Source organism: Paenibacillus contaminans (assembly GCF_003285015.1).
GTDB lineage: Bacteria > Bacillota > Bacilli > Paenibacillales > NBRC-103111 > Paenibacillus_V > Paenibacillus_V contaminans.
The window spans coordinates 127,049-151,170 of record NZ_QMFB01000006.1 but is presented as its reverse complement, the minus strand read 5'-3'; the positions used below and the strand labels follow the sequence as shown (position 1 = coordinate 151,170).

The 24,122-nt window shown below is 52.9% G+C and carries 18 protein-coding genes and 1 other annotated feature; of the genes, 3 read left to right on the top strand and 15 right to left on the bottom strand.

Annotated features, from left to right (window positions below; translation table 11 throughout):
- Positions 1–5: 5 nt before the first annotated feature.
- The 3 genes from DQG23_RS12650 to DQG23_RS12640 form a co-directional block, all read right to left on the bottom strand.
- Positions 6–332 carry a hypothetical protein gene (locus tag DQG23_RS12650; protein WP_146762296.1) on the bottom strand — a complete coding sequence of 109 codons (327 nt, stop codon included), beginning with the start codon at positions 330–332 and terminating at the stop codon, positions 6–8.
- Between the two features lie 22 nt (positions 333–354).
- Positions 355–678, bottom strand: coding sequence for a hypothetical protein (locus DQG23_RS12645; protein WP_113031214.1), 324 nt, complete (start codon positions 676–678; stop codon positions 355–357).
- Between the two features lie 620 nt (positions 679–1,298).
- Entirely contained in the window at positions 1,299–3,086 is a 1,788-nt protein-coding gene (locus DQG23_RS12640; protein WP_113031213.1) for a M3 family oligoendopeptidase, read from the bottom strand.
- A gap of 202 nt (positions 3,087–3,288) precedes the next feature.
- Between DQG23_RS12640 and DQG23_RS12635 the strand changes: the two genes are divergently transcribed.
- The gene (locus DQG23_RS12635; RefSeq protein WP_113031212.1) at positions 3,289–3,933 is read left to right on the top strand and encodes a GntR family transcriptional regulator; all 645 of its coding nucleotides are present in this window, start codon (positions 3,289–3,291) and stop codon (positions 3,931–3,933) included.
- 90 nt (positions 3,934–4,023) lie between these two features.
- Here the strand turns inward: DQG23_RS12635 and DQG23_RS12630 are convergent, their stop codons facing one another.
- From DQG23_RS12630 to DQG23_RS12610, 5 genes are all read right to left on the bottom strand, one after another.
- Positions 4,024–4,791, bottom strand: a complete 768-nt coding sequence (locus DQG23_RS12630; RefSeq protein WP_113031211.1) for an SDR family NAD(P)-dependent oxidoreductase — start codon at positions 4,789–4,791, stop codon at positions 4,024–4,026.
- A 24-nt stretch (positions 4,792–4,815) separates the two neighbouring features.
- Positions 4,816–5,829 carry a galactitol-1-phosphate 5-dehydrogenase gene (locus DQG23_RS12625; protein ID WP_238177868.1) on the bottom strand — a complete coding sequence of 338 codons (1,014 nt, stop codon included), beginning with the start codon at positions 5,827–5,829 and terminating at the stop codon, positions 4,816–4,818.
- Between the two features lie 19 nt (positions 5,830–5,848).
- Positions 5,849–6,994 (bottom strand): mandelate racemase/muconate lactonizing enzyme family protein, encoded by a 1,146-nt coding sequence (locus DQG23_RS12620; protein WP_158560433.1) that lies wholly within the window; start codon positions 6,992–6,994, stop codon positions 5,849–5,851.
- Between the two features lie 109 nt (positions 6,995–7,103).
- Entirely contained in the window at positions 7,104–7,745 is a 642-nt protein-coding gene (locus DQG23_RS12615) for a GntR family transcriptional regulator (protein ID WP_113031209.1), read from the bottom strand.
- A 32-nt stretch (positions 7,746–7,777) separates the two neighbouring features.
- A complete protein-coding gene (locus DQG23_RS12610; RefSeq protein WP_192894585.1) occupies positions 7,778–8,365 on the bottom strand; it encodes an SLOG family protein in 588 nt (195 codons plus the stop codon).
- A gap of 130 nt (positions 8,366–8,495) precedes the next feature.
- Positions 8,496–8,756: a binding site (T-box leader), on the top strand.
- A gap of 64 nt (positions 8,757–8,820) precedes the next feature.
- On the opposite strand from DQG23_RS12610, the gene metG reads away from it, so the two are divergent.
- Positions 8,821–10,461, top strand: coding sequence for a methionine--tRNA ligase (metG, locus tag DQG23_RS12605; protein ID WP_113031207.1), 1,641 nt, complete (start codon positions 8,821–8,823; stop codon positions 10,459–10,461).
- A gap of 400 nt (positions 10,462–10,861) precedes the next feature.
- A complete protein-coding gene (locus DQG23_RS12600; RefSeq protein WP_113031206.1) occupies positions 10,862–11,371 on the top strand; it encodes a ribonuclease FAU-1 family protein in 510 nt (169 codons plus the stop codon).
- A 48-nt stretch (positions 11,372–11,419) separates the two neighbouring features.
- Here the strand turns inward: DQG23_RS12600 and DQG23_RS12595 are convergent, their stop codons facing one another.
- From DQG23_RS12595 to DQG23_RS12560, 7 genes are all read right to left on the bottom strand, one after another.
- Positions 11,420–13,699, bottom strand: coding sequence for an FIMAH domain-containing protein (locus DQG23_RS12595; protein ID WP_113031205.1), 2,280 nt, complete (start codon positions 13,697–13,699; stop codon positions 11,420–11,422).
- Between the two features lie 606 nt (positions 13,700–14,305).
- Positions 14,306–15,763, bottom strand: a complete 1,458-nt coding sequence (locus DQG23_RS12590; protein ID WP_113031204.1) for an ABC transporter substrate-binding protein — start codon at positions 15,761–15,763, stop codon at positions 14,306–14,308.
- Between the two features lie 21 nt (positions 15,764–15,784).
- A complete protein-coding gene (locus tag DQG23_RS12585; protein ID WP_113031203.1) occupies positions 15,785–17,332 on the bottom strand; it encodes a response regulator in 1,548 nt (515 codons plus the stop codon).
- Between the two features lie 44 nt (positions 17,333–17,376).
- Positions 17,377–20,109 carry a sensor histidine kinase gene (locus tag DQG23_RS12580; protein WP_113031202.1) on the bottom strand — a complete coding sequence of 911 codons (2,733 nt, stop codon included), beginning with the start codon at positions 20,107–20,109 and terminating at the stop codon, positions 17,377–17,379.
- A 249-nt stretch (positions 20,110–20,358) separates the two neighbouring features.
- Complete coding sequence (locus DQG23_RS12570) at positions 20,359–21,210, bottom strand: amidohydrolase family protein (RefSeq protein WP_113031200.1); 852 nt, start codon at positions 21,208–21,210, stop codon at positions 20,359–20,361.
- 680 nt (positions 21,211–21,890) lie between these two features.
- On the bottom strand, positions 21,891–22,529 hold the full coding sequence (locus DQG23_RS12565) for a helix-turn-helix transcriptional regulator (RefSeq protein WP_420330229.1): 639 nt from the start codon (positions 22,527–22,529) through the stop codon (positions 21,891–21,893).
- Between the two features lie 88 nt (positions 22,530–22,617).
- Positions 22,618–23,985 carry an MFS transporter gene (locus DQG23_RS12560; RefSeq protein WP_113031198.1) on the bottom strand — a complete coding sequence of 456 codons (1,368 nt, stop codon included), beginning with the start codon at positions 23,983–23,985 and terminating at the stop codon, positions 22,618–22,620.
- Between the last annotated feature and the right edge of the window lie 137 nt (positions 23,986–24,122).

The window sequence follows — 24,122 nt, the reverse complement described above, 5'->3', positions numbered from 1 at the left end:
CGAAATCAATGCTTCGTTCCTTTAGCCGCCGGCTTCTTTCCCTTGCCTGCTTGTCCGGCTTGCTGAACGGCTGCAGCATATTTTTTCTCGTTCGCTTCCCACCTGATGCTTGCCCCGATCATGCCGAACAAGGGGAAAATGATGAAGCGCGCCACTAAATAAGCCGTCTCGATCGATGCCGAGAAAGCCAGCTCGAGCAAGCTGGTCCCGACGGCCGCTACCATGCCGAAATAAAAAAGCCCGTATCGGCGGACGTACGTTTTTTTGCCAAGTTCCCTTTTGCGCTCCCATTGCCGAAGCCAGCCTTCCTTCATCATTCCGCTCTCCTTCATACTCCGCTCCGGGACAAGTGGGCTACCAGTCCCATTTGCTGTTTGCGAGGCCTAATTTATGCGCTATAACCGTAATCAACTTTTCGGAATGCGGCTTCATCGCCTCTTCCGTGCAGCTCGATTCCGCTTTGAATTGCAGCTCCTTCGCTTGGGCGTACGTCGCCTCCGCCAAATTATTGGTCGTTTCCGCTTGCTCGAAGCACACGGGGGCTATGTACGTTTTGTGCGTCTTCTCTATAACCACCCGCGTATCGTCCGGCGGAGCCGCTTGTACGTTTATGAACAACGTACATAAAATTGCAATGACCAGAATGGCAATTGCAAGGACCGGTCCTTTTCGCTTCATCCTTATTCACTCCCGATGCGATGCGTTTGCCTCAACCTGTCGGCGCTTGAAACGCCGGTGTTTCCCGTAGGTTTAGCGTTTTTTCCGCGATATACTTGCCGCTAGACTAAAAATATCATATGAGGACTTGCTCATTCAACATAATGCGTCCGTGAAATGCCGGTTTATTATGACAATACGGTGAAGTGGCGCCCGCTATTAAGCCGTTTAGCCGATTTCATAGTAAAAAGCTTTAATTCTTAGGTCCGTCATCTCCTCATTGCCTTGATAATTATTTTTCGTGTTTGTTCGCACATATAGGAAATATCCGGCGAATAATATGTATCATTTTACATATATGCATATATGTTACGTAGATTAATTGTCAGACTTTTCTTACAATAGAAAGACTAACGATAGGAGATGGTCATTGTGAAACAATTAGGTTCCGTTGCCAAAGGGATGCTTTACGGTGTAGTCGGATTTGCTGCAGTGCCGTTCCTCGTCGCGAAAAGCATTATCGAAATACTGGGTCAGACTTTATAAGAAGAAGGACGGTCGTCGCGACCGTCCTTTTTCTTGAAATGTAACGAAGCTGCGATACATCCATCCCCTATTCTGGCGAAACGTTCGGTCTTGCATCATGATCCGGTCAGCTCAAGGAATTGGCGCACGTCTTCGACGGATAGCGCGATCGCATTTTCCCAGAAAGCCGGCTGGGTGAGATCCGCACCGAGATGCTTCTCCGCAAGCTGTTCCACCGTCATCCGCCCCGTGTCTTGAAGCAGCGCGATGTAGCGTTCCTCAAACGCCGCTCCCTCCTGCAGAGCAATCGCATAAATGCCCGCAGAGAAGAGGAAGCCGAACGTGTACGGGAAGTTGTAGAACGGCACACCCGTCTTGTAAAAATGCAGCTTGGACGCCCAAAAATGCGGATGATATTCGCTCAGCGCATCGCAGTACGCGTCTTTCTGCGCCTCGGTCATCAGCTCGTTAAGCCGTTCCGGCGTAAGAAGTCCCGATTTGCGCTCCTCGTAAAACCGCGTTTCGAACAGAAACCGCGAATGAATGTCCATAAAAAAGGTGACGGCGCGCTGGATTTTGTCCTTCAGCATAAACAGCTTCTGGTCACGCGTTTCCGCTTCCTTCAAAGCCGCGTCGCTGACGACCATTTCCGCGAACGTCGAAGCCGTTTCGGCGACATTCATCGCATAGCGCTGCGAAATCGGCGGCAGCTCGTCCATCACATGCTGGTGGAAGGCATGGCCGAGCTCGTGCGCGAGCGTAGAAAGATTCCCCGCGCCGGAGTACGTCATGAAAATCCGGCTTTGCCGGCTGACGGGGAATGACGTGCAGAACCCTCCCGGCCGCTTGCCCGCCCGGTCTTCCGCCTCGACCCAGCGTTCCTCGAAGGCGCGAACCGTGAAATCCGCCAGCTTCGGCGAAAACCGGCGAAAATGCCGCTCGATAAATACCGCCGCTTCATCGTAGGACACTTCCATATCCTTGCCCTCAAGCGGTGCGTTCAGATCATGCCAAGCCAATTTATCGACGCCCATCAGCTCGGCTATCCGGCTCAAATATTCGAGAAATACGGGCTTGCTCCACTCGATGGCGCCCCACATCGCCTGGAGCGTCCGATCGCTCATCCGGTTAATCTCAAGCGGCTCCCGCAGAACGGAATCCCATTTGCGGTGCTTGTACAGCTGCAGCCGGAACCCGGCAAGATGATTTAAGGCGTCGGCGCAAAAATCTTCCTGGGCCGCCCATGTCTCTTCCCACTGCCGGAACAGATTTCCCCGCCGCTCGCGGTTCGGCTCCTTCAGCTTGTTCGCAAATTGTCCCGCCGACAGCATTGCCGTCTTACCGTCCTTCTCGTACGGGATGCGGATCTGTTTGACGGTCGTATCGTACAGCGAGCTCCAGCCGTGATAGCCGTCTATCGCCAAATCGTTGATGAGCGTTTCTTGCTCCGGAGGAAGCTTGCCGCGTACCTGCTTCCTTCTTTCGTCCAGGTTGAAGGCGATTGCCTGCCAAGGCTCTCTTTGCATGAGCCGGTCAAACACATCGGCCGGAATGTCCGCCAGAAGCACGTCGAAACGCGTCATGGCGGATTGATAGCCCGCTTGAATGCCGCTTAATTTGCCGCCCAGCGTAATCGCATGCCGGTCAGCCAAATTTTGCGAGGAAAGACAAGTGATGAAGGCGCCCGCTTGCCGGAGCCGTTTTTGCAAATCCTGCAGCTTGTCCAGAAGCTCCTGCAAAACATCCGCCTCTTCCTCCGTCTTCGGTGCCGGACAATTCAGCTCATCCGACAAGCCTTCCGTATCCGACTGCAGCTCTTCCAGAAACTGTTTGAATGCAGGGGATTCGCTGCCCCCTTCAAAAAAAACGTCCAAATCCCAAGTTTGATGTAACGGTAGACGCATGTAGTTTTCCGCCTTTCCAGCTAACAGATATAGTTGTCGTATGTCTTCATTATATGCAGCTCGCTCCATTAGCCCGACATTATTTATTCTACATACGGTCAATAAATTCCTCTACCGAAAACGGAAAAACCGCATTCCTGTCTGCCGATACCGCTCTCCCATGGTATAATAATCGAAAAACTAGCAGCCCAAGAGGTGCAGGATGGCACAGCAGCGCAAGGAATCTCTGCAGCAAGCCGCCTATGAGGCGATTCACGAATGGATCGGCAGCGGCAAATTGGACCAAGGCTCGGTAACGTCGGAAGTTTATTTAAGCGCAGCGCTCGATATGAGCCGTACGCCGGTTCGCTCCGCGCTTCAGCGTTTGGAATGGGAGGGCTACGTTCAAATCGTCCCTAAACATGGCGTACTAATTCTCGATCACTCCGCCAGGAAAGTAGGGGATCTGATCGATATGCTGTGCAGCCAAATTTTGTATGCCGTAAACGCCGCGTATGCGACAAGACGAATCGAATTGGAGGCGTGGCGGAACGAATGCGAAGCGAACGTCAGCCTGATCCTGCAAATACCCGACGAAACGGCTCGCTGCGAGCGATTTGCCGCATATGAGAAAGACGCTTTGCTGGACCTGATCCGTGTCATTCGGAATAACGAGATGGAACAGCAGTTTATTCATACCGTCTACAGACTTTCCTGGCAAAAAAATAAACGGAGGTGGATGCCTCCGTTCGTTCAAGATACGATTCAGCTGTTTCTCCGTCTGCTGGCCGGCATGAAAGCGCCGTCTCAAAGCTTTTTCCCTGCTCTTGCCCAATATGGCGAGCAATTGAAACGAACCTGGACCTGAGCGTTAAAGTACGAACTTGAATGCAGTTTCAATGTCGAATAAGCTCTCCAGGAATCTTCGTGATCACTAGCCGGCTTTTTGAACAACCTTCTACAGATCGATCGTCATGCCGCCGTCCGCAACCAACACCGCGCCGGTCATGAAGGAATTGTCGGGGCTTGCGGCAAAAAGGACGACCGATGCGATCTCCTCCGCTTTGCCGACACGTCCGATCGGTTGGGCGTCATTCCATATTTGCATGATGTTTGCTTTGTCGTCGTCCAGCTTCTTGACGCTCGACTCGAGCATCGGCGTATGAACGGCCCCCGGCAGCACGGCGTTGACGCGGATGTTGTTCTTCGCGTAATCCAGCGCGACCGCTCTCGTCATGGAGACGATTCCGCCCTTGGCTGCGGCGTAAGCCGCATAACCTTCCGAAGTAGCGAGCGCATGCACGGAGCTGAGATTGACGATGGCGCCTCCTGCGGCCTCCAGCATATGAGGGATCACCTCGCGGCACGCCAGAAAAATCGAGCCGAGATTGCAGCCGATTACCTCGTTCCACTGGCTAAAGGACATGTCGGTCAGCTTGATTTGCGGACAAACCGCCGCATTGTTGACGAGAACGTCAATTTTGCCGAAACGGTCCATGACGCTGCGAATCGCCTGTTTCACTTCCTCTTCCACGGCTACATCCGCTTGAACAGCGAAAGCCGTACCGCCTGCCGCGGCGATTTCGGCCGCCGTATTCTCGCATTTGGACAGCGTACGTCCGATGACCGCCACCTTAGCACCTTCCGCGGCAAAGCGGCGGCAAACCGCTTGACCGATTCCGCTGCCTCCGCCCGTCACTACAACCACTTTGTCATGCCAGACCATCCGATGTCCCCGCTTCCGTGTTTTCTATTTTAAGGTAAGCAAAATTTTTGCGATTTTACCCGGAGCGTTAAGCAGTTTCTCAAAGCATTCAGCGCCTTGCTCAAGCGGGTATTTAACGGTCCAAGGCAGCATGTTCATTTTGCCTTTGCCGATCCACTGCAGAGCTCTCTCAAAATCCGCGCTCGAGTAAGCGAACGCACCGGTCATCGTCACTTCGTTGCGAACCGCCGTATTTACTGGCAATGCGCTGTCCGCTTCGTGAAGTCCCGAGAAAACGACTTTCCCGCCCGCACGTACCGAGTTGATGCATTGGCGTCTGGTTACGCCTAGTCCTACCGCATCGACGGCGGCGTCGAAGCCGGTTTTCGTCCACTCTTCGGGCAATGCCTCATAGGATTCCGCCGCAACTCCGCCCAGGTCGCGAATAATATTGAGCCGCTCCGGATTAATATCAAGCACGGCAATGTCCGTTACGCCGTATTGGCGCGCAGCCTGCAGCACGAGCATCCCGATCGGGCCCGCCCCTGCAATAAGCAGCCTGTCGTCAGGCGCCAAACGCAGCAGCTCGGTTATGTGTACCGCCACCGCAAACGGCTCGGCCATCGCGCCTTCCTCGAAGCTTACATGATCTTCAAGGCGATAAACGTTCCGTTCCGGCACGACGATCCATTCCGCGAACGCGCCTGGCTTGCCTGCGCCAAGCAGCTTGCGGCTCGGACATAAATGTCCGTTACCTCTAATGCAGAACGAGCAGCTTCCGCAAGAAAGCAGCGGATTCACGGTTACCCGGTCGCCATTGCCAAAGCGCTTTGCGCTGCTGCCGGAGGCTTCAACCGTTCCCGAAAATTCATGTCCCATAATGAGCGGAGGCTTTCTAAGCGAATTATGCCCCAAATACCCGCTCAATTCCGAGCCGCATATTCCTGCCTGCTCTACCCGGATAAGCACCTCGTCCGCTTCCGGAACCGGAATCGGGACATTGCGCATTTCCATAATGCGTGGACCTTCATAAACAAGCGCTTTCATTGTTGTACTCATATTCGTTTCCGCCTCTCTTCTAGTTGCTTTCTCTTTTTTCCCAGCCTTGTTTAAACAGCGGCAGCCAATTTCCCGCTTGATACGGATGCTTGGATACTTCCTCCAGATTCAGCTCGACGCCGAGGCCCGGTCTGTCGGGAGGCTGCAAATAGCCGTTCTCTACGCGCATGGCCGGCTGAAGAATATGCTCTTCCCACGGCTCGTTGAACTCGTCGAATATTTCATGCATATAAAAGTTCGGCGTCGCCATATTCAAATGGGCGCATACGACGGAGCAAATCGGACCTTGCGCGCTGTGCGGCGCGATAACCCCGTTGTGGGCATGCACCATGCCGCAAATTTGTTTGGAGGCTGAAATCCCGAGAAATTGCGGCTCCAACTGAATGATATGGACCGCATCATGCTTCAGCAGCTCCGCGAACTGCTCGCGGCAATAGTAATCTTCCCCGCACGCGACCGGAACCGGGCTTCTTCTCGCCACTTCTACCATGGAAGAGATGTGCTGAGGCGGTACCGGAGCCTCGAACCACGCCGGCTTGTAGACCGCCATGGCATCGGCGAACTGCAGCGCAGTATGCACGGTGAACCGGTTATGGCCTTCGATCAAAATGTCCCGATCCGGACCGACCGCATCGCGTACGGCGGCAATAATATCGATCGCGAGGGTGAAATCGCTGCGATCCACCGTGCGCCACGCGGCACCGAACGGATCGAACTTCAGCGCGGTATAGCCTTTGGCAACCACCTGCTTCGCTTTCTCGTAAAAGTTCTCCGGCGTTCTAGCGCCTCTGTACCAGCCGTTCGCGTAACAGCGCAGCTTGTCATGGCAGCGTCCGCCCAGCAGCTTGTAGATCGGCTTCCCGGTCGCCTTGCCCATAATGTCCCAGCAAGCCGTCTCGATTGCGGCCAGCGTCGAGCCCTGAATTTGCCCGCCGTCCGAGTAAACATCGCGGAACAACCGCAGTCCGATCGTTTCGACGTCAAACGGATCCATTCCGATAACGAGATGCTTCAGCTCGTGAACGGCAGCCTCCACCGTCTTGGCAAAGCCGTTAAGCGTCCCTTCTCCGATACCTTCAATGCCCTCATCCGTCCGCACTTTGACGAACAGCCAATTTTTCCATGGGTTTCCTACGATATACGTTTCGATATCAACGATTTTCAACCTTGTCCCCCCCAAATTATGGCGATAGTTTAAGTAGCTTTAAATTACCATAGAGGTTGTCGGATATTCAATATGTCTAACTTGTATACATGATGGATAAGAGAAAAAGCTACAGCATAACGGCTTTCACAAGCTCGATATGCTCGGCAACCAGCTTCTCCGTAACGGCAGGATCGTCCCCCTTATACGCTTCCGCTATGCGACGATGCTCCTTATGGCTGCCCCACAGTCTTTCGCGGTTTTTAATAAACCCCGCCTTCAGCGCCATCATAAATTTGTCCTGCATGCGCGACATCGCGTCGTCGAACTCCGCATTGTCCAGCCCCGAGACGAGCAGCTCGTGAAACTCACGGTCGAGATACGTGTATCCGTTAATGTCGTTGCTTCGGATCGCGGCTTCCTGCTTGTCCAAATTTTCATCGATCCGCTGCAAAATGGATGCCGACAGCTTTCCCGTCAGCCTGACAGCCGCAAACGTTTCCAGCGCGAGACGCAGCTCGTACACCTCAAGCACCTTTTTGAGCGACATGTACTGGACGATAATGCCCTGCTTCGGCGACAGCTTGACCAGCCCCATCATTTCCAGTCTGTCGAGCGCCGAGCGGATCGGCGTTTTGCTCATTTGCAGCAGCTCGCTCAAATATTTTTCGGTAAGGAACGTGCCGCCCTCCCACTCGCCGTTTACGATCCGCGTTTTGATGGCCTCATAGGCCGTATCCTTCATTGTCACCGGTTTTTGCTGCTGTACCATATTGTCGCTCCGTTCCTTTCATGCCGACTCAATCAATCCCGATACAACGTCTCTTCATCGGCCGTATTTTGCAGATCGTTCGCGTTAATGCTGAAGATCGGGTAGTTTTCCGTGCCGGCCTGACGCAGCGCCTGCTCCTTGATAAATTTCGGCGAGCCGTCGTTCTCCTCATCATAGACGAGCAGCAGCGCGTCGGAGTTCCGCAGCAAAAACTGGTCTCTCGCCCTGAACTGCCACGGTCCGCTATATTTGCTCTTGGTGACGCTGTTCACGTAGTCGGCACCCGCCAGCACCTGCCTGTATACGTTCTGCTTTTCCTCGCTCCAGTTTTCCTCCTGCTCGAGGAAAGGTGTAATAACCGCAAGCTGCAGGGGATATCCCTGCTCCTTCATCTCGATCGCCGTTTCCGCCGCCCATAGCTCCACTCCCCATTGGCCGCTCACGATGACCCACTCGAGCCCTTCGTCAAGCAATGCGGCGATGCGGCTTTTCAGCGCTTTTTTGATGATACGTATGCCCGGATGCTTAAGCGAGAAAATGCCCAGCTCCGAGGCTTTATAGCCTGTTACGAGCAAGCTTTTCACGTTTGTCTGCCCCTCCCCTGTCCTAAGAAAAATCATTCGTTAAGTTTACCACAACGCTCGCATAAAAGCCGCTGCTGTTTCACTATCATCTCCCGCGGATACATAGGCAGATCTTCTTGACATCCTTCGTTCGTTTCCGTATAATGCCAATAAATTGAATATTCAGATAAAAACGATGAAGATAAGAGTACCAGGACAACGTCTTTTGCAGAGAGCTCCGGCCGCTGAAAAGGAGTAAAGACCGATCTTGGGAACATGGCCTCGGAGTTGCGCATCGAAGCCTCATTAGGCGGTAGGCTGCGCCGGATCCCGCATCCGTTAACGTGCTAGGGTATAAACGCTCGCTGCGTCGTACCTGAAGAGGTGAATGTCGCAAGACTTTGATGAAATTGGGTGGTACCGCGTGAGCACAGCTCTCGTCCCTTTGGGATGAGGGCTTTTTGTGTTTGTCCAATACGTTCTGTGATTTCATTAAAAGGAGGAAAACTTGGATGGCGGCTATTTTTATCGGCGGAGCATGGCCTTATGCGAATGGGTCCCTGCATTTGGGACGGGTGGCAAGTTTATTGCCGGGTGATGTTTTGGCCCGTTATTACCGCGCTAAGGGGGAGAACGTACTGTACGTATCGGGAAGCGACTGCCACGGCACGCCGGTCGCGGTTCAAGCCGTTCAAGAGGGCATTTCGCCGGGCGACATTGCCGCTCGATATCATCGGGAATTTCTCGAATGCTTTCGGAAGCTCGGCTTCTCGTACGATTTGTATACGCGTACGGATCAGGAATTTCATCATTGCGTCGTACAAGAGTTGTTCCTCCGGCTGCTGGAAAACGGGTATTTGTATCCCAAAACCGTTCAGCAAACATATTGCGAAACGGACGGCCGGTTTTTGCCGGACCGCTATGTGGAAGGAACCTGTCCCGTATGCGGAAACCGTGCGCGCGGCGATCAATGCGATTATTGCTCTACGCTGCTGGATCCGGCCGATCTGTCCGACAGAGCCTGTAAAATTTGCGGCAATCCCCCTGTCGAGCGCCCTGCCGAGCACTTTTACCTTGCCCTCTCCCGCTTGCAGGAAGAATTGGCTGCTTACGTAGGGAACCATCCGGATTGGAGAACGAATGCCGTCCAGTTAACCGAACGTTATTTGGAAGAAGGACTTATGGATCGCGCGGCGACAAGAGATTTGGATTGGGGCGTCGACATTCCGCTCGAAGGCTTCGAAGGCAAAAAGATTTACGTTTGGATCGAAGCGGTCAGCGGTTATTTGTCGGCGAGCAAGCAATGGGCGGCGGAGACTAGCGGAAGCTGGGAAGCTTTTTGGCAGGACGGCGGCGGGGAGATTACGGCTTATTACGTGCACGGCAAAGATAATGTGCCCTTTCACACGCTGATTTGGCCTGCGATTTTGTTTGGCGTCGGCGGCTTGCATGTCCCGGATCGCATCATTTCCAGCGAGTACATGACACTGGAAGGCAAAAAATTTTCAACAAGCCGCAATTGGGCCGTTTGGGTGCCGGATATGCTGAGCCGTTATGAACCGGATTCCATCCGTTATTTTCTGATTGCGAACGGACCGGAAAAACGGGATGCTGATTTTTCGTGGCGGGCATTTGTTCATAGCCACAACGGCGAGCTGCTCGGCGCATTCGGAAACTTCGTTAACCGGACGCTGGCTTTTATCGGGAAATCTTTCGGCGGGCGCGTGCCTCACGGGAAAACGGACGGCGAGTGGAAACGGATACTCGAAAAGCTGTACCTGGATGCAGGACTCCTTATTGAAAATGGACATTTCAAAGAAGCGCTGGAGTCGATTTTCGCCGCCATTCGCCTTGCGAACAAAACCTTCGACGAACGAAAGCCTTGGGTGCAGCTTAAAGAAAACCCGGAGGATTGCAGGGATACGCTCCATACTTGCGTACAAATCATCGCCAATTTGGTAAATCTGCTTCAGCCCTTCCTTCCTTTCTCTTGTGGGAAAATAAGTAGCTTTCTGGCTTTGGAGCAGCCGGCTTGGACATTCGCTTCCGTACCGGGTGACAGACAAGTGAACGGACTTCAGCTGCTGTTCGAGCGCATCGACGTCAGCCGGATCGAAGAGGAGACTTTGGAGTTGGAAAAGTACAGGTTATGATGCTTCGGCTGCGCCCGCTTTTTTGAGGCGTTTATTTCCGTCGCGGGTGCGGCAAGCTTTTTTCAATGGGGTCACATCATGGAAAACATGCATTTATTTTTCTCGATTTTGATCTTTCAGCTCGACTCCATGGAAATCATGCATCTAATTTTGCGATTGCAGCCCAAAAACGGCGATGTTGCCGAAAATAACTGTAGCTTATCCAATAAGATGTTCATTTTCCGTTGATTCGTGAAAAATAGCTGCAGGTTTTCCAGTTAGGGTTATCTCGCTTCTAGCATCTCAAAAAATGGTAATCGACGTACACATCCACTATAATCGATTTAACGAATATTTGTTTTATAAGGCCGTTTATGCCTATCAAAGCCGCAAATCACAATAACAAAAGGCGGGCATCCGAATGCTGGAACGAAAAATACGCTATGACCGCTCCGTCGTCGAATACGACTGCCGTTTGCTGCACAGAGATGACCGGCAGGCCGTTCTTCGTTATGAGATAACCTCCCCTTTTTCCATTCCCGCGGGTGCGGCGGATTTGCTGATCCCTGCCGGAAGCTTTACGGTCGCATATTATTGGATCGATAAGCCGTACAACGTATATATGTGGCGGGATGCGTCCGGCCGTTATCTCGGTTCATACTTCAATATCGTCAAAAACACGTCGTTTTCGGAAGCTGCGGTTACATTCGAGGATCTGATCGTCGATGTGCTTGTTCTCCCCGACGGCAGCCGGTTTATACTTGACGAGGATGAGCTGCCTCAGCCTTTAGCAATATTCGAAAACGGCTCCGTTCACCGTGCGCTGACATCGCTTATAAGCTCGGTCAACGAGCTGTTATCCGATCTCATGCGAGACACGGTGATCCGCGAATACCATATGACGCCTGCACCGTTATTGAAGCGGAGTTGAAGGTTCTTTTTTCGTATGATGAGGGCTGCCGGGGCAGCCCCTTCCGCATTACGGAGTCCAGCCTTGAATCAAATATTGGGCATCGGCGATAAGCGCCGCTTGTGCCGACTCGGATATTTCGTCCTGTCTCGGACCGTTACGGATATGCTTCAAAAAATTATCCATATGGTGAGCTGCCTGAGCCAAGCGTCCTTTAGACAAGTGATGCACGACCTGGTCCAGGCTGTTTTGCAGCTGCGTCCCTAAAGGATTTTGCAATTCGCCGGAAGCCGCATATGCCGCAAGCAGCGCCTTCATCGTATTAACGTCCGTTTGCACAAGCACAATCGCCGTACGCTCGGTTCGATTGCCCGCCGCATCGTATACGGCTGCCGATACCGTATGGGCGCCAGGCTTTCCGCGCAAGTCGAGCTGCGTTCCCTGCTCGTAGGGAGCGCCGTCCCATGTGATGGCAACGCTCTCGATTCCGGATTGAGCATCCGATGCAGCAACCGTAATCGCTAGCACATCATTCTCCAAAAACGCAGCCGAATCGCCCATCTCCGTACCGTTCGACAATAGCGAGACCTCCGGGGCCAGCCGGTCGATGTTGCTGATCGTGAATGTGGCCGCCGCACTCGAAATGCCGGCATCGCTAATGGAATACGCCTCCACCTTGCCATTGCTCGTCATAATAATCGGGCCGGAATAATCCGTCAGCGGACCGTTATCAATGCTGTATTTGCGCTGATCCGCGTGCTCCGGATATGCAATGCTCAGCGTTACGCTGCCATTGGTTGGCGATAGCGGCTGAGCGCTCATGAGAGGGGCATCCGGAACCCTATGTCCGTACAATTCGATTTCGTTCAAGCCTGCCCAGCCGGAGGAAGCCGTTACTTGTACTTTAATATAACGTACCGGCATATTTTGGCCGAACAGCTTATAATCGACTTCCGTCGTATTCGCGTTCGAATACGATTGTGCCGGACTCCCCCAATTGATGCCGTCATTCGAGAAATAAATGTCCGCCGATTCCGTATAACCCGGCTTCAGAGCGACACCCAGCTTGCTGACCGAATAATCGCTTTTCAAATCTATGATGTAAGAAGCGGGGGCTTCCGTATTTTTGAACGCGGAATGCCAATAGTCCGTACTCCCGTCAAAGACCGAGGCAACCCCGACATCGGGATATGTCGGACTGGTCCAGGTCATATCGGTGGCGACCGTCAAGCTTCCGGCATTGTACATCGCTTTCAGATCGAGTTTGGGACCGAAATCCTTTTCCCAGTCGACGATGTTTGAGAATGTCCCGCCGATAATGCGTTTGGAAGCGTCATAATAGACCGTTAGCAGATCGGTTGCGCTCAAAAGCACGGTTCCCGAATAGCCCATATCGCCCGCTCCCGTGTGCGTGTATAAAAACTCGCTATGCCCGGAAGACCACGGCGCGTTCAAATATCCCATTCTTACCGTCACCGCACGGCCGTATGGACTGCCGACTTCGCTCCAAGCCTGAAACACCTTATCCGTTCCCGGAATTCGGAACAGCTCGGGCGCATGTATCTTCGCATCCAGCTTTTGCGGAGCCCCCCATGAAGCTCCATAATCAAACGAATGGACCTCATATCCGGACAAATCGCCCCCTGCTGAACGTACAAGCGCCTTAATATGCCCGTTCTCAAGCTCGGCGATCCCTTCCTCGTTCATGCCGATCGTACCGCTTGCCGCCAGCGTAACTTCCGATGAGGACGGCCAGGTCAAGCCTTTATCCGTGCTTCTGACGACCGTCGCACGGTCGCGCGGCACTCCTGCAACTCTTCCGTATAACGGGATCAATAAATCCCCGTTTGACAGCTCGATGATTTTGGCGGAGACGGCCGACCACGCCAAGCCGGTGCCGACAATCACTTCATTCGTCCACGTAGCGCCGTTATCCGAGCTTCTTTTTACGCGAACATCAACTGCGCCGATTCCCGGCGTGTAAGTAAACCAAGACAGCAGCAGCGTGCCGTCCGCCAGCTTCATAATGGATGCATCGCGGTCGTCGTAGGAAGTGTCCACGATGGTCTGCGCAGAGCTCCAAGTCAATCCGCCGTCCGTACTTCGCTTCATCACGATGCTCCCGTTATCTCCGACATGCTGCGTAGCCCAATAATGCACCACGAGCAAATCGCCGTTCGCCGCTTTCGTTATATCCGGAAAATATCCTTCAAAATTGCCCGACGGCTGCGTAATGACAACATCCGGTATCGATGTGTGCCGCACCTCTCCGTAAACCGGAGCGCCTGCAAGCATGAAAGCGGTTATACTGAAAAATAAAACCAGTTTGACAGCCCATTTATTCCGCATGATCGAAACCTCCCGAATAAAATTCGTGTGCCGGTTACTTCGTTGAACTTACTTTACAACCCATGATCGCCCTGCGGAACCGCAAATTGAATGCCGAAAGGATATACCTTACTATCCGATCATGCCCCCCTCCTTCGGTCATGTCGTCCGCCCCTTTCACCGGTATTGCGGCTGTATCGCATAAGGTCCAGATATCCGGATGTCTGCCCGACTGGCGGGCTTGCTATCATTGTAGTCTTCTTGAAACCGCTTTCCCATGTGGTAAAACTAATATAATGTGTGTGGAATTAACTAAGAGCAGACAACCTAACCGCTTGGAAGAGGGGGCCCCCCCTATGACAGCGCGGCTAGTCTTATCATAAGGGGAGGCGAATCTTCAGACTCGGCAGCCTTTGACCGTACCTCGTCGTTATTTGTCGGGAAAGTGGGGATTTGTATAGCGGCACCGATTGTTTACTGTTCGGGGGTATGCGATGCATCCTGATTGCGTGGAAAAAGCTTTCGGACAAGCATATACGGGCAGCTTTTCTTTGCGCTTTGCGCCGTTCCTGATCGATTTACTATTATCATAGAAGGCCTTCGAAGCCTTCGTCATCGCAATATTGCCTACTCCGTAGCAGCACCCGCACTCGCCGCTTCCCTTTCGGCAAATGATTGCACGAGCTCCAGCAATTCTTCGACGGTGATCATCCCCGAAAAATAACGGTCGGCTTCCCGATTGAACACTTCCTTCATTGCCGTTAACAGTTGGGCGCCGGTTTTGTCAGGCGGAGCTCCCGCTTCGAGCGGAACGGTTTCCTCCATCACATCCTTCAGCTTGCGAAGAAAAGCTTCGGGATAAAGCTCCGTATGTTTGACGTTGTTCTTATCTATAAACGTATTGAAAATTTGATTGTACAGCGGCATATCCGCTGTTTTGTCCGCCGGAACATACCCGATCAGATCGGGGATTTCAGTCGTCAGAAACTTTGCGAACATGTACGCCTCCAACGGATGTTTCGTTCGGGCATTGACCGCATACCCCCATCCCGGCAACACTTCCTGCCGCTTAAGCGTCGAGGTCTCATCGTACCGCGGAAGGAAGGTAATATCGTAGCGGAAGCCGGGAGCATCCGGTTCGAGCGTGCTGTTGTTATACTTTTGCATGCTCCAAAAAACCGGCGGCCACCAATTATCCACCATCATCGCCGCCTTGCCCTCCGCAAATAGAACGGAAGCCTTCAGCTTATCCAGCCGCAGCTGAAGGTAGCTGGGGCTTGCGCCCGAGTCGAACAGTTCCTTATGGAGCTCAAGCGATTTGCGGACGCGAACATCGGCAAAGCTTGTCGACCGCACGGCCTCCATCCAGCTCCAGCCCGCATTGAACGCCGGCTGCAAAGGGTTTTTGCCGATGTACCCCCATACTTTGCCGCTGCCCGCCCCACCTTGAAGCCGTTTCGCCATCGAAACGAGCTCCTCGAAGGTCGTATACTCATCCGGATAAGGCACGCCCTTCGAATCGAACAGATCCTTGTTGTAATACAACATCTCGACGTTTAACGTATAGGGCAGCTGATAGTTATAACCGCCCAACTGAATGCTTCTTAGCTTGCCGCCAAATATAGCGTCGATGCTGTCGTTCGCCTGAAGCGCCATGCTGTCGAGCTCATGAAGCTGTCCGTTCTGCGCGCGCGGCAGCACCTCCTCGTGAGATAGCAGCAGCACGTCCATCGTTTCGTTCGAAGAGAACGCTCCGTTCAGCGCCTGCGAATAAGAAGGCGGCTCCGCTGGAAAATCTTTATAGACAACCTCGATATTCGGATACTTGCCGTACCAGCGAGCCAAGATCGCGTCCTTCTTGCCTCCGGAAAGCATATTGTACCCGACCCAAACGAGCTTGACTTTATCCCGGCTATAAGCCAAATCCGAAGCGGTCAGCGGCATTCCATGACTGGAGGACGCACCGGACACCTGCCGTTTGTTTTCTTGGAGCGGAGCCCGATCGGTGCAAGCCGATGCGGACATCACAAGGATCGTAAGCATCGTCGCCATCCGCATCCCGCGTATCCTGTCATACCATGACATTCTCCCTGCCTCCTTCAGCCGCTACCGCGATTCCGCGTATTGTTTGGGCGTCATGCCCGTACTTTCCTTGAACACTTTGGAGAAATGACGAGGATCGCTATAGCCCACCTGTTGAGCCAATTCGTAAATCTTGAACGTACAATCCGCCTCCATGAGCTCCATCGCCCGCTTCATTCGGATATCCCGCAAATAAACATTGAAGTTGACGCCCTCCTCTTTCTTGAACAGCGCCGACAAATATTCCTGGGAGATCGAATATTTATCCGCTAATTCTGTCAGCATAATCGGCTCGGCAAGCCGTTCGTTCACGTATCGCTTCATTTCCATTACAATTCTGCGCTTTTTATCCTTCGCTGCGGCAGCCAGCCGACCGGCGATTTCCTCGATTCGGCGCAGCGTATCGCGATGCAGCAAGAAAAGCGTCGGTAAGCGTTCGGACAAGCCGGAACCGGGATTTTCCTCCGTAAACGAGCGTCCACCCAAGACCGCCGCTTCTTCGGCGGCGCAGCACATTAGCCATTTGTAAATCTGGCGGACGCTGTCCGGATCGTATTGAGGGTTCGCTTGCAGCATAAAGTACAATTCGGACATCGTCTGACGGATAAGCTGCAAATCATTCCCGCGTATCCCTTCCGTTACGGCTTTTCCCAGTTTATCGTCCGGCTCAAGCCGGCGGCGCGTACAGGAAGGTACGGAAGCTTCAAGCCTAATCACCTTACTCGAAGCATAGAACAGCCTTCGCTCCAAATATCCCGTTTCGACGGCGGAATGGGCATAACCGATCCAATCTTTCGCCGTCAACAGCGGTCCGATGGCAATCGCATCCGCTCGGTTGTCCAGTTTGTCCGCGAGCGATCGTTCCATTTCGGCCAAATGAAAACCGTTATTTTCCGGATGGGAGTCGCCCGGCTGGAAAGCGGCAAGAAGCAGTCCATAATGGCTAAGTTCCGTGCTAACCGCCATTTCGTCGCCTAATCGTTCCGACAGTTGTTCCGACGCCGTTTTCTTATCAGTCCCGACATCGGTACCGGTTCCGGCAATGGCCGCAAGCCGAAGCTCATACCCCGCGAAATGCCGGATGAAGCTTTCCATGCTATCTTCGCTTAGACCCGTCAACCCTCCGGCTAATTTAAGCAGAACCGATTCGAGCAGCTGACAACGAAATTGCAGCCGTTCGGCTTCCTCCCGTTTCCGCCGATCCAGCTGTCCGCGAATGCTTTGCATTAGCGGAATGAGCTCATCCATATCGACCGGCTTCAGCAAATATTCGACCGCCTTATATTTAACAGCCGCCCGGGCGTATTCGAAGTTGTCGTAGCCGCTCAGAACAACGGGAATCACATCCGGCTCGCGCTTCGCCAGCTCCTCAAGCAAGTCGATTCCGGACATGCGCGGCATATGAATGTCGACAAAGACGACATCGATATCTCCCTGCAGGATGCGTTCCAGCGCTTTTGCGCCGTTCTCCGCTTCAGCCGTTACTTGAAAGCCCAGCTCCCGCCACGGAATAAACGTGCGCATTCCGCTGCGCAGCACCGCTTCATCGTCCACAAGCATAACCGTATACATGCTATCCCCCCGGATTCAGCCGATTTCAAGCATATTTTCGATTCCTATTCATGACTGGCAGCCGTTTGTTCCATTTGCCCGTTTTCCTCATTCCGTTTAAGCGGAAGCGCCAAGCTGACGCGCGTCCAGCGGCCAATGACGCTTTCGATCCGCAAGTATGCTTCGTCCCCGTATAGCAGAGAAAGCCTTCTGCTAATGTTTCGAAGCCCGACGCTTTCCCCGGCCGAGTCGTCCTTTAGGTTCGCGTGAATCGCTTCCAGCCGCTCAGGTTCGATGCCGGCTCCATTATCGGTTACGCCGATAACCAGCTTACCGTCCTTCTTCACAATGCGAATCAGCAAGTACGCCTGTGTCTCTTTTCCATCGATCCCATGCATGAGTGCGTTTTCAACAATCGGCTGAAGCACGAATCGGACGATAGGCACTTGCTCCAAGCCGTCTTCCACTGCCCATTTGATCTGAAGTTTCCCGCCTAAGCGAATTTGTTGAATATAGAGATAAGCGCGCACATGGGCCAGTTCCTCTTTAACCGTCACCATCCGCGTACCGGCATGCACGCCCGAGCGCAGGTAGACGGACAGCGCGCGGATGATGCGGGTCACTTTATTTTCGCCGTTCGTCATTTCCATCGACATCCACCGGATCGTCTCCAGCGTGTTGTACAAAAAATGGGGGCTTATTTGCTGCAGCAGGCTGGAAAGCTCCGCTTTTTTATAATCAAGCTGAATTTCCCGGTTGCGCACCTCTACGTCGTAAATGTAATGCATCTGCTCCTGGATTTTATGGATCATCGCGCGGATATGGGCTGCCAGCTCGCCGATTTCGTCCTTTTCCGCAAAAACCGGTACCGTCGTTTTCTCGAATTTATTATCCATAACAACCCGGATGTGGCGGTTCAATTCCAGCATCGGCCTCGCGATCCGCCTCGACATGAAATAAATTAATACGAACAAAGTGAGCAGAACGGCAAGCAAGGCAAAACCATTAACAAGCAGCACGTCCTTCGCTCCTCGAAACGTTTCGGCTGAATCAATAACGCTGATGAACGACCAGTTCGTCTTGTTCATCTCTTCATGCATGACGACGGTGTTACGGCCGTCGATCTTCTGCTCCGTTATTGCGCTCGCACCGCCGGTTACGGTCCAGTAATTTGGCCACGGCTTGCCGACAAGCTCTTTGTTTTTGCTGTAGATGACCGTTCCGTTCGACTCCGTTACGAGAAAATCGAGCGAGGATAAACCGAAGCTGTTGTTCATGATCTCCAGCTCGCGTTCGTTGACGGCGAACATATAGTAGCCGATAATACGGGGACTGCTGCCGGAATCGTAAATTTTTTTGGCGGCGGTTATGACATGATCCCCGAAAGGGTCTTTATTTTCGTTCACATAGATGGTTTCGCCTGATGTTTGCTGCAGAGAGGGGTAAACGTTCCGCGTTTGGATCGAGCCTTCGTTCAGAAAGCTGTTGACTGTGGAAAAAAGCAGCTCGCCGCGGCTATCGTACAAGTTGATGTAGTTGATATTTTTGCTGAGGACATGCCGGTAGGAGAAAAACTTTTTGAATTCGTTGCGCATTTCGTCGGTGCTGCCGGCCGCGGTAAAAAAGTGCTGGAGCTTGCTGTCGCTGACAACCGTATTTAATACTTGCTCCGAGCTCCGCAGCGTCGCCTCCATCCATTTGCCCGATTGAACGACGTATTCCGTGTAATACTGCTCCAGATTATGTTTAATCAGCCGAGAAGCGTAAGCATAGTTGATCGTAAAAAGGACGGACGCCCCCGCTACATATACAACGGCAAGAAAAACGAATATTTTGACCCGGAAGCTTAACGGTCTGATGCGGCCCGCCCTGTAATTCAGGACGGAGCTTACGGTGTCGAATTTCTTGACGTCTTCGATTTGCCGTTTAATCTCCGCGATCGGCTGCATGAGGCCGCGTACAAAGAGCAGCGCTGCGGCGAACGTCGAAAGCATAAGCGCCAAGACCGCTATCAGCAGAGCTTGCCTGTTATTCGCCGTCATACGCGTGCCTTCCGAATCCTCCGATGATGCGACAACCGCGAGGCCGAAACGCGCCGTCCCCTCCCCTTTGGCCGGAGGATTTGAAGGAAGAACGGGTTGAAGCTCGTACCTGAATACGGAATCGCCGGCAATCAGCGACTGCATGCTGCGGTAATTGACGGTTATCGTTACGGCTATATTGTTGGTTAAATGTTTGATGTAAACGAACCGGTCTTTAAATACGACATCTTGATCGGATAGCCGCCCTACAGTGCCTGTGGAGGGAAAAACCGGCGGAGGCAGCCAGGCTTCGCTGCGGCCTGCCATCGCTTCGTAAAACTGGGGGAGCCTAAAGAAGTTGAGAGTCCGCCATTCGTCCGACGTTAAAAAATATGGGTTGGCGGATACATATACGTTGCCGCTTTTCTCCGAAAGCTGAATCGATTCGATGATCGGCGTGAATGTCAGATTCATCCGAAACAGATTCGTTTCGATGGACTCGACGCGGCTCCATTCTTGCAGCGCATCGGCTCCCCGGCCGGTCACTTCGTTCAGCAAGTCATTATTTTCTGACAATAGGAGCGCAATTTTCTCCGCCTGCTCGAATACGGTGGCGATGTTCAGCGACGCCTGCTCCTGAATGCCGGCAAGCTGCTTCGCTTTCTCCTCTCCCACCTTCTGCAAGGACAAATAGTACGAGACAGCTGCCGTTGACGAATAAACAATGAGCCCCAATAACAAGGTAAAGGTGACCAGTTTGCTGCGGATGCTGCTCATATTCAGCTCCTCATAACATATTCCGTTATTTCGCAACGCTTATATCATGATGTGATTTCCATTTTATCACAGCTATTCCGCAACGGGCAGTAACTTTTTCAGCTAAACAAATGGCTTCGGCATGCGCTGTTGATGGTACCGCCGCTGTAAGCTTATTCAAGGACAAACGCCAGTAAAAACGAATGCTCCGCAGGTCATAAATGACCGAACGGAGCATTCGTTTTTCGGTAAACTCAGAAAATCGGCGCATTACTCATGTTCTTCCCAAATTTCCAGCCCGTAGAACCGGGCAGCGTTTCCGCCGTATACCGCGTTTTTCTCTTCGTCGGTCCACCCTTCGCCCAGGCAAGCCTCGAAAAGCTCGACCACCTGATCGTACGTGGCTGAAAATAAACATACCGGCCAGTCGCTGCCGAACAAAACGCGCTTTTTGCCGAAAGCTTCGATCACGCAACGCGCAAACGGGCGAATCGCCTCTATGGACCAAGGGGCGTCCAACCGCTCCGGCACCATCCCCGAAAGCTTGCACATCGTATTCGGATATGCGGCGATTTGCCGCATATGGGCGCCCCAAGGCTCCAGCTGGCCCTCACCGATCGGCGGCTTGGCCAAATGATCGACGACGGCGCGCAGATCAGGCGCAATCTTAAGTAGCTCCGCAATATAAGGCAGATGCCGCGGATTCGCCTGCAGATCGACCGGAAAGCCCGCATCGGCCAGCAATTGAAAATGGCGGAGGACTTGGGGCTTCACGATCCATTCGGACGGCAAATCCTGAATCATCGGCCTCAGACCGATAAATTTCGGGTGCTGACGCAAACGCGCCAACTCCCGCTCGAAGCCGTCGGCTTCCATATCCAGCCACCCGACGACGCCTGCGACGCTCGGCTCCCGATCGGCGATTTCGAGAAGAAACGCCGTTTCCTCCACAGTCGGTGCGGCTTGTACGATGACCGTTTTCCCGATGCCGTGCTTCTTAAGCAATGGCTTCAACTGCTCAGGCATATAGTCCGCATAAATTCGGCCCAGCGTTGGCTGCAGCCAGCCATAATCCGTACGGGACGTAATCCAATAATGTTGATGCGCATCGATTCTCATCATAAGCAGCCTCCCGGCGGATGTCGTTCATATGAATCTCACAATATCTGCTAGTATTGTAGAAGAGCCGCCGGAATCTTGCAAGAGAAAGGATAAACGTTCATGAAGAGCCACTCCTACGATATACTTTCCGAATAAAACAAGGATAAACGGCTTCACCGTCCTTTAAGGATAGGCGCGTTTATCGATGAAATATCAGGCTTAAGTAATTGTGAAACATATAAATTCTGATATTTCGAGAAAACCGCCTTGCGGCAACGTTAGTGTTCGATATCGTTTGTTCGTTGGCGAGGAAGGGGGGATAGAGGTCGTCCTCCAACCGGTATTCCTACCTGCTTCCCCCTCCTCGCTCGTCGCTTACATGCGCTGTACTCCGATTTTGCCCACTTGGATTCGAGTACGGCTTCCTTTCCCTGCCTGTAGTCCGAAAACGCCTGCTTGCAGCGGGTATTTTGCTCGGCACAACGTAGAATCCGTTCTCCAAACCGGTAAAATCGGACTCCAGCGCAAGGCGAACCTCGATTCCTTGCTCCAAGCGTGTTATTTCGGACTACAGCATAACCTTAATGGCATCTCCGAAGAAATACGACTGACGGCGTTTTACGTGCACGATTGGCAGCCCATAGCGGAGCTCATTGCGCTCTCCTCGCTTTTCCGAAGCCGCGCATCGCGCCATTGCCGTCTCACGTTCGTTCCCGTATATGATAGATGCATTTACGCCCTTTGACCGCCATGCAATCGGTTCGTTCGACATCGGCATCCAACAGGGCTTCGAACAGCTTCAGCTCCTCGCGGCATACTTGCTCATAACGGTTGGCGATATAGGAAACGGGACAATGATGCTCGATAAGCTCAAATCGTCCGGATTCCGTATCATTTTCCGTCCACCAGGCCATAAACCCGTTTCGATCCTGGATATCGGCAAGCAGCGCAACTTTGTCTTTCAACGGTTTGCCTTGCATTTCGGGTTCGTATTTGCGAAGCAAAGTCTCCGTCCGATTGATAAATATTCGGTCGACCGTACCCGCACCCGTTTCATGAATCAATTCCTCCAGCAGTTCGGCAGCCAGGAAATGATAGCCGGCAGGGAATAATCGCTCGCTTTCCTCCGTTAACCGGTATAGGAACGCCGGCCTGCCGATCGCTTGATAAATCGTCTCGGATCGAATCATATGTTGTTTTTCCAGCGCGTTGATATGACGCCGTACGGCAGCATCCGTTATATGCACCCTTTTCTTGATTTGACTTGTCGTAAGCGGGCCTTCCGTTTTTAACAGCCGTACTATATTTTTGCGGGTAGATAAATCGTCGGCATGATGCAAGGACATCGCCCCCGTTTTCAACTATTCGTCCAGCTTACGCCCGGAACAAGCAAAGGCAGGCTGCTTCCTGCCTTTGCTTACACCGCCGCTACACAAGCGACCTTCTGCCGGTCTTTAACCGCGTACTTGCAAACAGACTCATCGCAATCAGCAAGACATGAAGGGCCATAGCGCCAACGATTCCATACCCCATGGTCATCCCCGCCGCTTGACTGACGGCAACGATCGCGCCGCCCATTCCGATAACGACACCTGGCGTAAAAGAATCCGCGAATTGCAGATTTGCGGATATTTCCCCGGATTCCCCTTCCTTCGCATTTACAAAAGCGACGGCGCCGCTAGTCGGGTGGGCCATTCCGATTCCGATGCCGGTAATCATTTGTCCCAGCACCGATAAAGCGATATTGACGCCGGGAACCCAAACGACAATCGCGATTCCAACCCCCATGAGCAGCACGCCGGTTATGATCCGTTTTTGACGTCCCTGGCCTTGGTCGGCCGCGTCCCAACGGGACTGCAGATACGATACGGCGCACCAGCTAAGCGCGGCGCTTGCGACGATTAACCCGGCCATGTCTGCCGCTACTCCTTTTACATCCGTCAGCGCAAGCACCAAAAAGTTCTGCGTACCGGCATATGCGGCGAAAAACAACCCGCGTGAAGCCAATAGCGACGGCAGTCCCGGACGAAACGTCAGCGTGCCCTCGGGCAATAACTTGCGCAGCGGCTGCACCATCAGCAACAAGCCGGCTGCCAGTAAAACAATCCCTTGCGTTTGCGGGAGCATGCCTAATCCGCTTAAGAAAAGTCCCGTTCCCGCAGCCAATAAAACGGAAAGCCAGGTGGCCCGAGTCGTGCCCTTCTCCTGAACCGCCGGCACCTTCAATTTGCGAAATACGTTCAAGCTAAGAAGAGCCGCCAGCAGCAAAAACGGCAATACGCCCCAGAATACGAACCGCCAAGACAGCTGCTGCGCGATGACGCCCGCAACGTAAGGACCGATCATGGACGGCAGCACGTAGGCGGTGCCGAATGCGCCCAATATTTTGGTGCGGAGCTCGTCCGGGTAGCTAAGCGATATGGCCGTATACACGCAAGTCATCATGGCTCCTGCACCGAAACCTTGAAGAGCCCGGGCTACGATCAGAACAATCATATCGCCTGCAACCGCAGCAGCTATTAATCCTATGGCAAATATAATAAGCGCAACGGTAAAAGGCCATGCGGGCCCTTTACGGTCGATTTGCCGTCCGACAACCAGTGTTCCGATTATTTGCGCCAGCAAGTATGCGCTGAAAATCCATCCGTATAAACGGATGCCATCCAAATCCCCGGCAATGGCGGGAGCTACCGTAGTAACGGCTAATCCTTCAAACCCGACGGCCATGACAGCCAAAATAATTCCGATCGTCAGCGCAGCATAGCGCGGGCTAAAAATACTGTGTCCTTCCGACATCCCTTTCCCCTCCTTATGCCTAAGTCTTATGTAAACGTCGTATCCGGATACTTTGTAAACATAATTCTTTACAAAATACAATGTACGGTCACACTTTGACTTTGTCAACATTTTTCTTTAGAATGTAAAGAAACCGG

Coding starts and splice junctions, on each gene's coding strand:
- DQG23_RS12650 (WP_146762296.1), bottom strand. CDS start 332: ATGAAGGAGAGCGGAATGATGAAGGAAGGCTGGCTTCGGCAATGGGAG.
- DQG23_RS12645 (WP_113031214.1), bottom strand. CDS start 678: ATGAAGCGAAAAGGACCGGTCCTTGCAATTGCCATTCTGGTCATTGCA.
- DQG23_RS12640 (WP_113031213.1), bottom strand. CDS start 3,086: ATGCGTCTACCGTTACATCAAACTTGGGATTTGGACGTTTTTTTTGAA.
- DQG23_RS12635 (WP_113031212.1), top strand. CDS start 3,289: ATGGCACAGCAGCGCAAGGAATCTCTGCAGCAAGCCGCCTATGAGGCG.
- DQG23_RS12630 (WP_113031211.1), bottom strand. CDS start 4,791: ATGGTCTGGCATGACAAAGTGGTTGTAGTGACGGGCGGAGGCAGCGGA.
- DQG23_RS12625 (WP_238177868.1), bottom strand. CDS start 5,829: ATGAGTACAACAATGAAAGCGCTTGTTTATGAAGGTCCACGCATTATG.
- DQG23_RS12615 (WP_113031209.1), bottom strand. CDS start 7,745: ATGGTACAGCAGCAAAAACCGGTGACAATGAAGGATACGGCCTATGAG.
- DQG23_RS12610 (WP_192894585.1), bottom strand. CDS start 8,365: ATGATTTTTCTTAGGACAGGGGAGGGGCAGACAAACGTGAAAAGCTTG.
- metG (WP_113031207.1), top strand. CDS start 8,821: ATGGCGGCTATTTTTATCGGCGGAGCATGGCCTTATGCGAATGGGTCC.
- DQG23_RS12600 (WP_113031206.1), top strand. CDS start 10,862: ATGCTGGAACGAAAAATACGCTATGACCGCTCCGTCGTCGAATACGAC.
- DQG23_RS12595 (WP_113031205.1), bottom strand. CDS start 13,699: ATGCGGAATAAATGGGCTGTCAAACTGGTTTTATTTTTCAGTATAACC.
- DQG23_RS12590 (WP_113031204.1), bottom strand. CDS start 15,763: ATGTCATGGTATGACAGGATACGCGGGATGCGGATGGCGACGATGCTT.
- DQG23_RS12585 (WP_113031203.1), bottom strand. CDS start 17,332: ATGTATACGGTTATGCTTGTGGACGATGAAGCGGTGCTGCGCAGCGGA.
- DQG23_RS12580 (WP_113031202.1), bottom strand. CDS start 20,109: ATGAGCAGCATCCGCAGCAAACTGGTCACCTTTACCTTGTTATTGGGG.
- DQG23_RS12570 (WP_113031200.1), bottom strand. CDS start 21,210: ATGATGAGAATCGATGCGCATCAACATTATTGGATTACGTCCCGTACG.
- DQG23_RS12560 (WP_113031198.1), bottom strand. CDS start 23,985: ATGTCGGAAGGACACAGTATTTTTAGCCCGCGCTATGCTGCGCTGACG.